The organism is Paenibacillus sp. 01T443 (genome assembly GCF_056398325.1).
In genome coordinates this window covers 19266-33281 of record NZ_JBFTPE010000002.1, presented here as the reverse complement: position 1 = coordinate 33281, position 14016 = coordinate 19266, and the positions used below count along the sequence as shown (strand labels likewise).

15 protein-coding genes and 1 riboswitch are annotated in these 14016 nt (G+C 42.0%); of the genes, 7 read left to right on the top strand and 8 right to left on the bottom strand.

Features of this window, described 5'->3' with window-relative positions; genetic code table 11:
• Positions 1-10: 10 nt before the first annotated feature.
• The 3 genes from AC1DLI_RS02775 (at position 11) to AC1DLI_RS02765 (ending at position 2646) form a co-directional block, all read left to right on the top strand.
• The gene (locus AC1DLI_RS02775; protein ID WP_477599436.1) at positions 11-751 is read left to right on the top strand and encodes a glycosyltransferase family 32 protein; all 741 of its coding nucleotides are present in this window, start codon (positions 11-13) and stop codon (positions 749-751) included.
• 38 nt (positions 752-789) lie between these two features.
• Entirely contained in the window at positions 790-1395 is a 606-nt protein-coding gene (locus AC1DLI_RS02770) for a sugar transferase (RefSeq protein WP_477600051.1), read from the top strand.
• A gap of 84 nt (positions 1396-1479) precedes the next feature.
• Entirely contained in the window at positions 1480-2646 is a 1167-nt protein-coding gene (locus tag AC1DLI_RS02765) for an aminotransferase class I/II-fold pyridoxal phosphate-dependent enzyme (RefSeq protein ID WP_477600049.1), read from the top strand.
• Positions 2647-2654: 8 nt separating this feature from the next.
• Here AC1DLI_RS02765 and AC1DLI_RS02760 read toward each other — a convergent pair whose 3' ends face one another.
• The gene (locus tag AC1DLI_RS02760) at positions 2655-3311 is read right to left on the bottom strand and encodes an acetyltransferase (protein ID WP_477599434.1); all 657 of its coding nucleotides are present in this window, start codon (positions 3309-3311) and stop codon (positions 2655-2657) included.
• A gap of 205 nt (positions 3312-3516) precedes the next feature.
• Here AC1DLI_RS02760 and AC1DLI_RS02755 point away from each other — a divergent pair, with 205 nt between their 5' ends.
• The 4 genes from AC1DLI_RS02755 (at position 3517) to AC1DLI_RS02740 (ending at position 7649) form a co-directional block, all read left to right on the top strand.
• Positions 3517-4719, top strand: coding sequence for a nucleotidyltransferase domain-containing protein (locus tag AC1DLI_RS02755; RefSeq protein WP_477599432.1), 1203 nt, complete (start codon positions 3517-3519; stop codon positions 4717-4719).
• Between the two features lie 13 nt (positions 4720-4732).
• Positions 4733-5950: a glycosyltransferase gene (locus tag AC1DLI_RS02750; protein WP_477599430.1), complete on the top strand. Its 1218-nt coding sequence runs from the start codon at positions 4733-4735 to the stop codon at positions 5948-5950.
• A gap of 193 nt (positions 5951-6143) precedes the next feature.
• Positions 6144-7211: a UDP-glucose 4-epimerase GalE gene (gene galE, locus AC1DLI_RS02745; protein ID WP_477599428.1), complete on the top strand. Its 1068-nt coding sequence runs from the start codon at positions 6144-6146 to the stop codon at positions 7209-7211.
• A gap of 176 nt (positions 7212-7387) precedes the next feature.
• A riboswitch (cyclic di-GMP riboswitch) is annotated at positions 7388-7469 on the top strand.
• A gap of 18 nt (positions 7470-7487) precedes the next feature.
• Positions 7488-7649, top strand: a complete 162-nt coding sequence (locus AC1DLI_RS02740; RefSeq protein WP_477599426.1) for a hypothetical protein — start codon at positions 7488-7490, stop codon at positions 7647-7649.
• Between the two features lie 14 nt (positions 7650-7663).
• Here AC1DLI_RS02740 and AC1DLI_RS02735 read toward each other — a convergent pair whose 3' ends face one another.
• From AC1DLI_RS02735 to AC1DLI_RS02705, 7 genes are all read right to left on the bottom strand, one after another.
• Positions 7664-7993, bottom strand: coding sequence for a helix-turn-helix domain-containing protein (locus AC1DLI_RS02735; protein ID WP_477599424.1), 330 nt, complete (start codon positions 7991-7993; stop codon positions 7664-7666).
• 206 nt (positions 7994-8199) lie between these two features.
• A complete protein-coding gene (locus tag AC1DLI_RS02730; RefSeq protein WP_477599422.1) occupies positions 8200-9996 on the bottom strand; it encodes an ABC transporter ATP-binding protein in 1797 nt (598 codons plus the stop codon).
• Positions 9997-10061: 65 nt separating this feature from the next.
• Positions 10062-10511 carry a lasso peptide biosynthesis B2 protein gene (locus AC1DLI_RS02725; protein WP_477599420.1) on the bottom strand — a complete coding sequence of 150 codons (450 nt, stop codon included), beginning with the start codon at positions 10509-10511 and terminating at the stop codon, positions 10062-10064.
• The gene (locus tag AC1DLI_RS02720; RefSeq protein WP_477599418.1) at positions 10492-10791 is read right to left on the bottom strand and encodes a lasso peptide biosynthesis PqqD family chaperone; all 300 of its coding nucleotides are present in this window, start codon (positions 10789-10791) and stop codon (positions 10492-10494) included. Before AC1DLI_RS02720 ends, AC1DLI_RS02725 begins: the two co-directional genes overlap by 20 nt.
• Positions 10784-11725, bottom strand: a complete 942-nt coding sequence (locus AC1DLI_RS02715) for an aldolase (RefSeq protein WP_477599416.1) — start codon at positions 11723-11725, stop codon at positions 10784-10786. The genes AC1DLI_RS02720 and AC1DLI_RS02715 overlap by 8 nt, the downstream gene beginning before the upstream one ends.
• 102 nt (positions 11726-11827) lie before the next feature.
• Positions 11828-11965 (bottom strand): paeninodin family lasso peptide, encoded by a 138-nt coding sequence (locus AC1DLI_RS02710; protein WP_477599414.1) that lies wholly within the window; start codon positions 11963-11965, stop codon positions 11828-11830.
• Between the two features lie 15 nt (positions 11966-11980).
• On the bottom strand, positions 11981-13918 hold the full coding sequence (locus AC1DLI_RS02705; protein ID WP_477599412.1) for an asparagine synthase-related protein: 1938 nt from the start codon (positions 13916-13918) through the stop codon (positions 11981-11983).
• Positions 13919-14016 lie beyond the last annotated feature (98 nt).

The following is a 14016-nucleotide window of genomic DNA, read 5'->3' as shown; positions in this document are numbered from 1 at the left end:
AGGCAGCGGCGTGAGCGGAATGGAAAAAATTCCTCGGATCTTGCATTACTGTTGGTTTGGCCGCGGAGAAAAGCCGCGCAAAATCGTGAAATGCATGAAAAGCTGGGAAAAACATTTGGGTGATTTTCAAGTAATGGAGTGGAATGAAGATAACTTTGATATCTCTTCTATTCCTTATGTTAAAGAGGCATACGAGGCCCGTAAATTTGCTTTCGTAAGCGATTATGTTCGTCTATACGCGCTTCATAAGCACGGCGGCATATATTTGGATACGGATGTCGAGGTTATCAAGCCGTTAAGCGTTTTTCTTCAGCATGAAGCCTTTTCAGGTTTCGAGGACCAGAAGTTTTTGCAATCCGGCACGATGGGGGCAGCAAAGGGACATCCTTGGATCAAAGAGCTGCTGGAAAATTATGATACGCGAAGCTTCTTGCTGCCTGACGGAAAGCTGGACACGACGACGAATACGGCAGTCATTACTGAAATTTGCAGTCGTCATGGTCTCAAGCTGAATGGTGATTATCAGGTGCTGCGTAATGGCGTAACCTTTTATCCGAGAACTTATTTTAGTCCTTATGATTATATCGACGGCGGAAACTACATAACGAATGACAGCCACACGATTCATCATTTTGCTCAATCTTGGCTTCCTGCACATGTCCGCTTCAGAGGCGAGGTAAAGAAAGTCGTGAGCCGTGTCGTCGGGCCGAAGATGATTTCAAAAATGAGACAGCTGCTGTCGTCAAACTAAGAGAAAAATAGAATACATATCAGGAGCCCATACGGATGATAAAACGAATGTTTGATCTGGCCATTTCCAGCTTGTTGCTAATTGTACTATCTCCCGTTATTGCAATAACCGCAATTTTAGTCCGATCAAAGCTAGGATCGCCTATTTTATTCAAGCAGCAGCGCCCAGGCTTGCACGGTGTTCCGTTTAATGTGTATAAATTTCGCACAATGACCTCGGAGAGAGACAGTTTGGGTGAGCTGCTGCCCGATCATCTAAGACTGACCGCTTTCGGAAGCCTAATGCGGAAATTTAGCCTTGATGAGCTTCTCCAGCTCGTTAACGTAATTAAAGGTGAGCTAAGCCTAATTGGGCCTCGGCCGCTCCTTATGGAATATTTGCCGCTTTATAATGAGCAGCAGGCGAAGCGCCATCTCGTCCGTCCCGGAATAACGGGTTGGGCACAGATTCACGGGCGCAACGCAGTTTCATGGGAAGCCCGATTCGAGCATGATGTTTGGTATGTAGAAAATCGAAGCCTCTTGTTGGATATTAAAATATTGCTGCTGACTGTAAAAAAGGTGCTGAAATCCGAAGGAGTATCGAATGGCAATCACGTGACGATGCCTGTATTCCAAGGAACGACGACCAATAGTGAGGGATAAAAGCCATTTTTCAAGCATCTGATTTGCTTGAGGAGTGGCTTATTATATTTGAAGAGGATGTGTGGCAAATTGTCAGCAAATGAGATGAAAAGAATTTATTTATCCCCTCCGCATATGAGCGGGAAGGAGCGCAGTTATATTAATGAAGCCTTTGAATCGAATTGGATTGCGCCGTTAGGTCCCAATATCGATGCTTTCGAGAAACAAATTGCAGCTTACACGGGATCTGCAGATGCGGTTGCTGTCAGCTCCGGTACGGCTGCCTTACACCTTTCCTTGCAATTGCTTGAAGTAGGCGTAGGGGATAAGGTTTTTTGCTCAAGCTTCACATTCGTAGCAAGTGCCAATCCTATTCGTTATTGCGGTGCAGAGCCTGTGTTTATCGATTCTGAACCGGAAACGTGGAATATGTCGCCTATTGCATTGCAAAGAGCTTTTGAGGAAGCAAGCCGCGAAGGAAAGCTGCCTAAAGCGGTAATTGTTGTACATCTGTATGGTCAAGTTTCTAAGATGGATGAGCTTGTTGCTTTGTGTGAGCAATACGAGGTTCCCTTAGTCGAGGATGCCGCTGAATCGCTGGGCTCCACGTACAAAGGAAAGCAGAGCGGCACCTTCGGGAAGTTCGGTATTTATTCTTTCAATGGGAACAAAATCATTACGACCTCTGGAGGCGGCATGCTTGTTTCCGATGATGTAGAGCTTTTAAATAAAGCACGCTTTCTTGCAACGCAGGCAAGGGATGCGGCTCCGCATTATCAGCACAGCAGTATGGGCTTTAATTACAGAATGAGCAATATTTTAGCCGGTGTTGGACGAGCGCAGCTGGAGGTCTTGGACGAACGGGTTGCAGCTAGAAGGGCGGTATATGACAACTATGTACGGGCATTCTCGGCTAGGCCCGGTATTCATTTTATGCCTGAACTGCAGTATACCAGATCGAATCGTTGGTTGACGACTCTCGTTATGGACAAGAACGAAACGAATACTACGATAATGGAGCTGCTAGATGCGATGGCGGCCTCCAATATTGAAGCCCGCCCGCTATGGAAGCCATTGCACTTGCAACCGCTGTTCGAAGGTACCCGTTTCTATGCCCACGCCGGCGACGTATCCGTTTGTGAGCGATTATTCCAAAGTGGAATTTGTTTGCCTTCGGGGTCGAGTATGACCATTGTTGATCAGGTAAGGGTTGTGGACTGTATTAACGATGTGTTCGAGAGAGCGGCAGAAAAGAGCGCGCAATCAGCCTAGGAAGTCAATTAAAGGTAACGCTCACCTTGTTCTCTTAAGCGTACAGCTCTGGCTGGAGTACCATAAGCAATTGTATAAGCTGGGATATCGGTTAAAACGGTAGAGCCGGCGCCGATTACAGTGTGCTCGCCGATCGTTTTACCATGAATAACATTTGCACCTAAGGATAGAACGGAATAATCGCCAATACTAACGTTGCCTCCCGTACAAGCTTTAGGGGCAAAGGTAACGAAGCTGCCTAGCCTAGAGTCATGATCAGCAGAAGATTGAGTATACATGACGCAGTGCTCGCCGATCTGCGTATCGCTATTAATGACGCAGCCTGCCATGACGATTGTCCCGTTGCCGATTTGTGCGCCCTTAGCGATAGAAGCTGCTGGGTGAACAGCACTTATAAAAGAAAAATGAGGATTTGCTTCTTTTATTTTTGCGACTACAGCTGCACGGGTCCAATTATCTCCAATGGCTACTATGCCGCTGCTGACGGTTGAAAGATTGGCTGCTAGCCAGCTTTCATCGCCTAAAACTTCATAGCCGTAAAAGGTTGAGCCGACTGACTTATAACCATCAAGAATGCCTGTTATTTGATACAAACCTGCTTTTTCAATCGTATCTATAACAGCCTTTGCATGGCCTCCGGCTCCGTATACGATTATTTTTCTCATAGGATTAAACCTCCTTATTCGTAAAAACGTTCCAATCACTTATTCATTCTAGCAGATCAAATCCTTTTTTTCTAAAAGAAAAAGGAACAAATGGAATGATGATTGACAGATATTAGGTAAGGTGTTAATCTGTACTTGTGTTCGTTTTATAGAACAAAATAAGTATTTTGTTCGTTATTGGCTAATTAGCATGAAGGAGAAATTCATGAATAACGATGTCACTCTCCATAAAGAAGAACTATCTGATGAATTAAGATTAATGCTCTCCATTCTTGCAATGGATAACAAGACTGATATTACATTTGATTTGCAGGAACTCATCCGTCATGCGGACTGGGACCGGTTTATTGAGTTAGTGAGACACCATCGAGTATTTCCTTCACTTAATAACAAGCTGCAAAAATTAAAAGCGATTGGGATTCCTACGTTTGTATCCCAACTGTTCCAGCGCGACTATTATCGGAATACGCTGCAAATGCTTACTTTGAGCGGCGAGATGGAGCAGATTGCCAAATTATTTTCTGACAACGGTATAAGATCGTTGTTTTTAAAGGGGCCCGTCATTGCTGCAGATCTTTATGGTGACGTATCTCTTCGGACTTCATGCGATTTAGATTTGCTTATTCCGATGAAAGACTTAGAGAGAACGGAAAGCCTCCTCCTCTCTTGCGGGTATGAAAAGGATGATTATATCGTCTCCGTACTGAATGACTGGAAATGGCGTCATCATCATACTTCATTTATGCATCCTGAAAAGGGAATCAAAGTAGAGGTTCATTGGAGACTCAATCCTGCTCCGGCGAAGGAACCGAAGTTTGATGATCTATGGGAGAGAAGAAGACAAAGTTCGTTAATCACACGGCCTATTTACTATTTGGGTAGAGAAGACTTATTTATGTTTCTGGTCTCTCATGGCGCTCGTCACGGCTGGTCTAGACTTCGTTGGTTACTTGATATTAAGCAGCTGTTGGATCAGAAGATAGATTGGCCTAAGCTGATTATTCTCCTTCGAAAGCATCAGTTCACGCATATTGGCGGTCAGGCATTACTATTATTAGCGAGGCTGTTTGCAGTTCCTTTACGTGAGGAAATGAAGCCGTTACTAAATGATAGAAGAGCAGAATGGTCGGCTGAGGATGCCATGTTTTACGTACATAGAATGATAAATCTTCATAGTCCTCCAATAGCGGAAGAAGTAGACCGCTATCATAGAAAGTATTTATTTGGTCTATTGACCTTTAGACAAAAGGTCACGTTTATTGCAAGCTTTCTTTTTCCATATCCAGAGGATGCCAAGACGCTGCCGCTTCCACAGCCGCTGCACTTTCTCTATTTTCCGCTTCGGCCATTCATATGGGGGTGGAGGAAGCTCAGAAGTAAAAATCAAAATAACGAAACCTATATGTGAATAGGAGCTCAGGATGAGAAATGTATTGATCGCTTCTTACGATATGGAAGTCGGCGGTGTCGAGAGAAGCTTAGCTGGAATGCTTGATGAGTTTAACTATGCAGATTTTGACATCGATCTGATGCTGTACCGGCATAAGGGAGATTTTATGGGTTTGCTAACAGATAAGGCGAATTTACTTGGCGAAATTGCTCAGTACACCTCATTCAGAAAATCCATTAAAGAAACATTTCAAGATAAGCAGCTGCCAATTGGTCTTTCCCGTGTTATAGCGAAAGGCCATTCTTTACTTCAAGGCAAAATTAAAGGCATACATGAAATCGGTTATGTTCAAATGCAATTAGTGTGGAAGTATGCAATGCCATTTCTACCCAGATTAGAAAAGGAATATGACGTTGCAATCAGTTATTTATGGCCTCATTACTTCGTTGCCGACAAGGTAACCGCCGATAAGAAAATTGCTTGGATTCATACGGATTATTCCACGATAGATGCAAATTATAAAATGGATCTGAAGATGTGGGAAAAATTTGAATACATCATTGCCGTTTCCGATGCTTGCAGGGAATCTTTTCTAAAGCGCTATGAATCATTAAGAGATAAGGTAGTCGTTATGGAAAATATCGTTTCGCCATTGTTTATTCGCAGTATGTCCTATGAACAGGCAGAATCTAACCCTCTGGCTCATGATACGCGTTTTAAGCTGCTGTCTGTCGGAAGACTCTGTCATGCCAAAGGATTTGATGATGCGATAAAAGCGTTTAAGCTTCTAGTAGATAAAGGCTATGACGATATGGTTTGGTATATTGTCGGTTATGGCGGAGATGAAGCGATGTTACAAGAATTGATCAAGAAAAATCAACTGGAAGGGCGATTTATATTGCTAGGAAAGCAATTAAATCCTTATCCGTATATGAATTTATGTGACTTATATGTGCAGCCCTCGAGGTACGAAGGTAAAGCGGTTACCGTTACAGAAGCTAAGATTTTAGGAAAGCCAATCGTTATTACAAATTATTCGACGGCGGAAAGCCAGATCGAACATATGACGGATGGCTATATAACTGATTTATCAATCGAAGGCGTAGCTGAGGGGATCGAGAAATTATACAACGACCGCGAGCTGAGAGAACGCCTAGCGAATCATTGTAAAAGCTCTGATTACAGCAACAGCGGTGAGCTAGAGAAGTTATATGAGCTGATGGGGCTTCAGGAGAGTAATAGTATGTGAGTATAAAGGTTAGCGTTATTGTACTTATATTGGATTCTAGAAATACGGTCTCGACCATATACTAACAAAATTAACGCGATCAAATTTAATAAAATCAGGAGAGTATTTATACAAAAGTGGAATTATTTGAATATTACTCTTATTAAAGAATGGATTTATTTTTTGAAATTATTTCTTGAGAGGAGCTGATATATTGGCAATTTTAGTGACAGGCGGAGCTGGTTACATTGGGAGCCATACTTGCGTTGAGCTTCTGGAAGCGGGCCACGAAGTTATTGTTGTAGATAATTTGTCCAACAGCAGCCGTATTTCATTAGAACGAGTTGAAGAAATCACAAACAAAACATTAACGTTTTACCAGATGGACATAATGAATCGCAGCGGACTGGAAGAGGTTTTTAGCAATCATTCTATTGAGGCAGTTATTCATTTCGCGGGGTTGAAGGCGGTTGGTGAATCCGTACGTTTACCGTTGACCTACTATCACACGAACATAACAAGCACTTTAATCCTATGCGAAGTTATGAAAAAGTATGAAGTACATAAGCTTGTATTTAGCTCATCTGCAACTGTTTATGGACTTCCAGAACAAGTACCAATATCAGAGGATTTTCCTGTGGGAGCGACTAATCCGTATGGTAGAACTAAACTGATGCTAGAAAAGATTCTACAGGATTTAGCGGTGTCAAGTGAGCAATGGGGGATCTCTATCTTGAGATATTTTAATCCCATAGGCGCACATAAAAGTGGTAGAATCGGCGAGAATCCGAATGGGATCCCGAATAACCTTATGCCCTACATATCCCAGGTAGCTGTTGGAAAACTAAAGCATGTAAATGTTTTTGGAAGCGACTACCCTACCGTTGATGGTACAGGGGTAAGGGATTATATCCACGTTGTAGACCTTGCCAGAGGGCATTTGCGGGCGTTAGAGAAGGCCAAAAGTAAATCGGGTGTGGATATTTATAATCTCGGAACCGGACGCGGTTATAGCGTGCTGGAGATGATAGCTGCATTTGAAAAGATATCTGGCAGAAGTATACCGTACGAGCTTATTGAACGCAGACCGGGCGATATTGCCATTTGCTATGCGGATACAATGAAGGCAAATGAGGAGCTGAACTGGACTGCGACATTAGGATTAGAAGAAATGTGCGAGGATTCCTGGCGCTGGCAATATTCGAATCCGAGCGGCTATGAGATACCAGAACATTCGGAACTCGAGAGGGAAGCGGTTGATTACATTAAGGCTGCGCAATAAAAATAAGCCGTAAGGATTAGTTTTTGGTGTTTACAGATTTTGGGCCATTCATTCTATTTTCTTTAATAATGCTTAAAGTTATTCGACAAAAAATGTAATTATCTATCATTTTTGTAAGACATGAAGCGACAGCATGCGCAATTATGGTGATCTATAATACATCTATAAGTGAATGACAAGCATAGGGAGACGTTGAAATGCGTTTAGTATCTGGGCACCTTAAACGCATGGAGTCAGTGGTGCAACCGTCCCAAATTGAATGGGGGACATGGGAAAATGGTACTTATAAACTCAGATGACCATCAAGACTTGGATTTGGAATGGGTTGCTTTAATAATGAATGCACGTACATTAGGCTTTAGTAAAGAAGATGTGCAAAAAGCACTACTTATTTTAAAGGAAAGCAGCAATGATGAGATGCAAGGTACTGCTGTGTAGAAATAAAAAAAGCGCTATTCGCGCTTGATTTTCCATTTATTGAATTCCAAAAATTCTTTGAATTGATCTTTGCTGACACCAGAAGCCATGGCCTCTCTTACTAAATCGGCCCATTCGAGATCAAGATTTTCAGCTTTTTGCTCAGACTGATCGCTATTCAAAAATTCTTCTACAGGAACCTTCAATACCGCGCCTACCTTTTCGAGAAATTGAATCGAAGGATTCTGTTGAAGTCCTCGTTCAATGGAGCTTAGATAAGATTTCGCAACACCGGCTCTTTGTGAAAGTTCAGTCAGTGATAAGCCATTTCTCTTACGCAGCGTCTTTATGCGTTCTCCGATCATAACAAACTCCTCCGTCATTACATCGTTGTAGACTAAATCCTATTATAACGAATATTTAAGGAATGCGAAAGCTCTTTAGCCGCCACTTATGTATGATATTGGATGTTGTCATATGAATATTGAATTAAAATATTCTAATATCTTAAGCTACAAGCTAAAGGGCCTACCTATGAGTAAGCCCTTTTTTTTGTTATCTATATCTAATATTAAGCACTAGCCATAGATTGATTATTTAATAAATTTCCAAATAAACTCTTTGAATCAGCAGCGAGCTTAAGAAATTCTCCTTGCTCAACAAGTATTCCTTGATTGATTACGATAACTTGATCAGCTTGTTTAATGGTTGATAACCTGTGAGCAACAACGATAACGGTCATCGTTCCTTTTAAACGCTCGATAGCTTCCTGGATTTTCTTTTCGTTCTCCGTGTCTAATGCGCTTGTAGCTTCATCTAAAACGAGGATAGATGGTTTACGTATGATAGCTCGTGCGATTACAAGCCGCTGGCGTTCTCCTCCGGAAAGTCTGGTTCCACGATCCCCAATTACAGTATCAAGTCCATTAGGGAGCTTTCGAACAAAGTCAGACGAAGATGCGAATTGTAATGCCTCCCAGATCTGTTCATCGTTAGCATCAGGCTTGACCATGTAAAAATTTTCTCTAATGCTTGCATTGAATAGGAACGGATCTTGAGCTACGTAACTAATGGATTGACGGAAAGAAACTAGATTGTCCTTTGAGACTGGAACCCCATCAACTAGAATTTGACCTGATTCAGGCTGCATCAATCCCATTATAAGATCAATAAGAGTGCTTTTTCCAGCGCCCGATGGGCCGGCTATTGCTGTCAGTTTGTTTGAAGGAATGAATAGATTAATGTTTTGCAGCGTAAAATTATCTTCATCTTGATTGTATCGAAAGTTCATATTACGGCACTCAATCCCGTGTTCTATGCGTAAAGTCTCTCTTTTGTCATCCTCCATTTCAAGCCGCTCAGCTGCATTGCTGCATTCATTCTGAAGAACCATTAACGCTTTGCAAGCAGGGATCATGGAAGCAAGCTGTTCCAGTGTGGATTGAATAGTGGTGAATCTTGGCCATAAACGCGCAAAAATGACGGTAATCGTCAGCAGTTGAATACTTTGCGTTTGGAAAAGCTTGAATGAAACCAATATAAAGCATGAAATGAGGAGCGCAGATGTTAATTTATAAACAAGCTGTGAATTCATCCTCAGTCTGACATAGGACACTTGTTCCTCCATCATTCCTTTAGTCAATCCAGAGAGCCAATTTAAACGGGATTGCTCAAGCGTATTGCTTTTAATATCCTTCATTCCGTTTAGTTGATCGGTAATTCCCGCCAGGTAACTCTGAGACAATTGTGAGGTCTGATTGCCGAGCGCTTTGGCCTTTTTTATGAATGTTCTGGAGAACATTCCTAGAATAATGCCACAGGCTAATACGAACATAGTCAGAGTAGGCGATAACCAAAAGGCAATTCCGATTTGGATCAATGTGAATATAAGGGAGGTTATTAGCTGTAGGCAAAGATTGATAGCCCCAATCACGCGGGCTAATTCTATTGTCAACAAATTAATAAGATCGGATGACCTTTTTTTCAAGAAAAAGGGCCAGTTTGAAAGAAGAATGGAATGGTAGGTTTCGTAACGCAATTGACGGCTAAAATGCTGTTGAATCTCAACATTTCGAATAGAAGCCCTCTGCTGAATGAGGTTTTGTAAGAATACAATAATGACATAGATACCTAAAATGATTAGCAAAGAAAGAGTAGGAGAGAGCTCTCGCATATAATCAGAAAGTCCTGAAAAATAGCTGTTACTAACATCCAGGCTTACGATACCGATAAGACTCAGCATAGGAATCAATAGTAAGATGCCAATACTATCTAAAAAACTGGAGATCGTCATTCCGAATAGGTTGATGTATAAAGCGACTCCCGAAAAATGATGCAATCGCTTCATATAGTGCAAAATGTAATTCATTTGTTTCTCCTTTCAAGGATAACCAATGACGCATATGATTTGGATATGGGGACGGATAGAGGAGCTCAGCTAGCCTTTTTTGCAAATCTCTCCACAACAATAAATTGATCCATCACATCGGCTCCCGTAATATATAGTGGCCCGCTGCGCAGCCAGGCATGCGCGATCAGTTTCCCATGTTCATCCTTCCCCGTACCGAGGTACAGAGTACTGTCAATTTTACGCCGCTCTAGCATCTTTAAGCCTGCAATCGCCCTAACGAGGCATTTGCTGTCCCAAAACGTATGCCGGCTTACAATCGCTAAGGCGTGAGAAATATGTTTTATCGTACGCAGGTCTGTCTGTACGGCATGATTTGCTGTTTCTTCCCTCTTTGCGCCAAGCGACGGAGCGATTTTTGAAAATGGCCTATACATAAGGATACGCGCCCAGCCCAAGAAGAAATAAGTCTCGCAAAACAAGAAAAAGGTGTGCCTTTTAAGCGAGAATATTAGTTTAATTTTCTTGAGTAACAAGAACTAAACCTTCTTTCCTCATCTGCTCCAAAAAGGAAATAACTTGATATTCACATTCCTTTTGTTCAACGTCATATTCGGATAATAATTGATCAACTATTTCCTTAACTGAAATTTTCTCATTCAAAAAATCCCAAATACGGCCTCCGGTCGTACCAAGATTATAATAGTTGCCGTTACGGATGCTAAGCATTACTTTTTCGTCGCCCATATCGCTGACAATATTTTGTTCGCAAGAAACAATGAAATCGGATAAAGTTATCGTTTCAGTATTATTCATTTTCTAAATCCTCCTCGGGAATGGTGTTTAATAAGAAATCGGCGAGCTCATGTGCACTAAAATAGGAAGATGACCTTTGCAGCTGATACATGTCAATCTGATTGACGAAGCGTGAAAGCGTTGTGAAATGCCACTCACGCAATTCTAAGTGCTCAAGGAGAAAGTTGCGGAATGTATGTCGAAGCAACGTTTGAAACCTTACAAGTCCTTGCAGGGGCTCTATCGTTGCGTTTGTTTCCGTTTTTACGAGTTCAAATACACCAGCCAAAGGTAAGGATTGGTTGCAAAATCTTGAAGAGACAGGCACTGCGAATTTAGTTTCTCTATCAAAGAGCGGTTGTAATTGGGATGAGCTCATGCCAAGATGATCAATGGTTTCCTGCCACATTTTTTGCTGCGGATAGGAAGGCGAAACCATTGGAACATTATTTTGGTCTATAGTTACCGGTATTAGATCATCGCTCAATAAATGAAACCCTTTTTCAAGCAGGATGGATGCAAGCGTTGATTTCCCAGCACCGGACGCGCCGAGAATGGCGTAGGCCTTGCCATTAATAGCGATAGCGCTGCCGTGCAGCGGAAGAATTCTTTTTTGCAAAAGAATAACACCCATGCACGTACCTAGTATGTAGAGACGGATTTTATCATCGTTAAAGCCTTCAAAAGGAGAGACCATAATGGATTCACCATTACTAATGCAGAAAATAGCCGTGTTGGGAACTCGAATAAGTACTTGATTGTCTTTCACTGCGAAATATTCACTTGAAGAGGCAGCGGAATTCCAGCAAGCTGTAAGATCCGTTATCGCTACTCTGACAGTTTCCATATTCATATTGGTGTGTTCATTAATTGGGGGCAGTTCAGGCAGCGGAAGATAGCTATCGATACGGAAACCAAAGGAATAATAGCTGTTTTTGCTCTCGGTCTTTATCATGAGTATCACTCCGGATCGTAATGCGATATTGGGGGGGGAGGTGCCCATATATGAGAATATAGGCACCTGAATTCTAAGTATGAAAAGAATATTGATTTAAGACTAGCTGAAGTTGATAATTTCAGTTGGGTCGGGTTGAACAGCATCAGGTGTTTTAAGTCCAGGACCAGCCATTGTCATATTGACATTAAGCACTTCCAAAGCAGGTTGTTGCCACGCTTTTTTTACTTGGTTTTGCATAGAAATCACCTCCCTTCAAGCTTGTTTTTTGATAAAACGGTGGAAAATTAGACTGCGCATCAGTATTCGGAAATGAGTCTCGAAGACGAGCTCCGGACGCGGATCCTTTTCAATGATAGACAATGCGTTTTTTAGTTCCTTAATATTCAAGTACTCCGAAATAATTGGATCTTTTATAACCTGTTTGAGCTCGTCAATTAGTAGGCCCCATGAGGGAATCATCCGATGTAGACCATCGGCACCTTGTATTCCGCGTACTTTTTGATTTAGTCTTATATTTTCGGGTAAATAGTTTTTTGTTGACCTGCGAACGAGGGAACGATCGAAACCGTTTTGGACGAATTGCTTTTCTGGTACCGATAAACAGAATCGAATGACTCGCAAATCATTGGTTGCATCGCGTTCCCACATGGAATAACGCAGAGATTGCTTGCATCCGACTGTACCAGTAATATTCCAGTAATAGAGCATTTCAAATTGTTTTTTTCGCACTTCATAGACATCCTGGAAAGGATTTCCCCAGAAGTCGTAACCATGCTGCTGTAACCGCTCATAGACGTTAGTTTTTTTAGCGAATTCCGGGTTAATAAGATCTGGAAGTTCAGGCTCGTTATTCGTTAATAACAGCTTTGAAATTTTTGGGAAGGCTTTTTTTCCTACGATTGGAAGAATGCGCGATTTCTTAATTCCAAGCTCTTTGCTGTAAAGATGGTTTTCCTTGGCAAACTGAATCCATTTAAAGCTTCTAATCAAGCTTGCTTGGTAATCGAGGGCGGGTCCCCAGGATATCGTCCAGTTTCCTCGGCTGCCTGTTAGCAGAACACCAAGGTTTTGAGCATGCGCTTGCTGGTAGATTCCTTTAATCCAATAGGAATTTTCATAAAACTTATACGGTGTTTCCATGATCTCGAGCCACTCATCAACCTCAGTAAGTGGGTTCATTTCAGGGAAATTCAAATATTGATCATTGATGTTGCCAACATGCTTAACTGTAGATTGTATATTTTGGCGCTCGTTTGCAATTCTGCTCTTGGGCGTCCAATCTTGAAAATCTTCAAGCGGCACATAGCTGAAAGTGTGTAATTGTTTATTTTGGTTACGCAGCTCCCTCGCTGCAAAGCTTACAACTGATCCGGAATCGAGTCCTCCGCTTAATTTTGCTCCAACCTGTCGATACGTGCGAAGCCGAGACGAGACCGCTGTTTGGAAAACGTCCCTAAACGCCTCTTCGTATTCTTCATTGGTTTTGAGTTTTAATTTGTTCTCAACTGCTAAGGTCGAATATCTAGAAAACCTCAACTCGCCATCGGAAACCGTAATCGTGTGCGAGGGGGGGATCTGTCCTACATTCTTGTACACGGTTGTATACAAATCAACGGCATCGGTTGTAATAGGGATTGCTAGGAATTCGGATATCCATTGCTCGTTTAGCTGCTTATTTATTCCTGGTATTGAAAAAAGAGGTTGAATGGTTGTAGAGAAAGCAAACAACTCTTTTGTTTGAGCAAAATAAAGCGTGCGGCTGCCAGAAAAATCTCTAGCTCCAAACAAGGTGCGATTTTGTTCATCCCATATAACGAAAGCGAAATCGCCAATTAAATGCTTGGGAGCGTCTTTTCCCCATTTCTGATAGGAAAGCAGGATTAGTGCGCTATCGGTCATTTTCTTGCGGTCAGTCAATCCAACTTGCAGCTTTTCAAACAGTTCAGGACGATTATCAATGATGGCATCGGCGGTTATTGCGAGGCCGCTTGAATAATCGAAGTAAGGCAGAATTTCGTTAACGGATTCAGGAGTAATCCATTGCGCGTGACATCCCAAGAAAACATGTTCATTGCGCCATGCGTTGATATCATCTGCAGGAAAGTGCTGCAGCTTTTGTAACAGCTGCATACCCAGTTCTGGATGAATTGGTTCATTATTGAGATGACAAACACCGACTATAGCGCTCATTGTTTCCTCCTGTCGCTGATAAAGCACAAGCTGATGAAAAGAATTTATTATGGCATGTTGTTCTTATTTAAGAACTGTTGTGTGTGGTTTAAATAATG

Coding starts and splice junctions, on each gene's coding strand:
- AC1DLI_RS02730 (WP_477599422.1), bottom strand. CDS start 9,996: ATGAATTACATTTTGCACTATATGAAGCGATTGCATCATTTTTCGGGA.
- AC1DLI_RS02755 (WP_477599432.1), top strand. CDS start 3,517: ATGAATAACGATGTCACTCTCCATAAAGAAGAACTATCTGATGAATTA.
- AC1DLI_RS02720 (WP_477599418.1), bottom strand. CDS start 10,791: ATGAATAATACTGAAACGATAACTTTATCCGATTTCATTGTTTCTTGC.
- AC1DLI_RS02765 (WP_477600049.1), top strand. CDS start 1,480: ATGAAAAGAATTTATTTATCCCCTCCGCATATGAGCGGGAAGGAGCGC.
- AC1DLI_RS02710 (WP_477599414.1), bottom strand. CDS start 11,965: ATGCAAAACCAAGTAAAAAAAGCGTGGCAACAACCTGCTTTGGAAGTG.
- AC1DLI_RS02760 (WP_477599434.1), bottom strand. CDS start 3,311: ATGAGAAAAATAATCGTATACGGAGCCGGAGGCCATGCAAAGGCTGTT.
- AC1DLI_RS02740 (WP_477599426.1), top strand. CDS start 7,488: ATGGTACTTATAAACTCAGATGACCATCAAGACTTGGATTTGGAATGG.
- AC1DLI_RS02715 (WP_477599416.1), bottom strand. CDS start 11,725: ATGATAAAGACCGAGAGCAAAAACAGCTATTATTCCTTTGGTTTCCGT.
- AC1DLI_RS02735 (WP_477599424.1), bottom strand. CDS start 7,993: ATGATCGGAGAACGCATAAAGACGCTGCGTAAGAGAAATGGCTTATCA.
- AC1DLI_RS02705 (WP_477599412.1), bottom strand. CDS start 13,918: ATGAGCGCTATAGTCGGTGTTTGTCATCTCAATAATGAACCAATTCAT.
- AC1DLI_RS02750 (WP_477599430.1), top strand. CDS start 4,733: ATGAGAAATGTATTGATCGCTTCTTACGATATGGAAGTCGGCGGTGTC.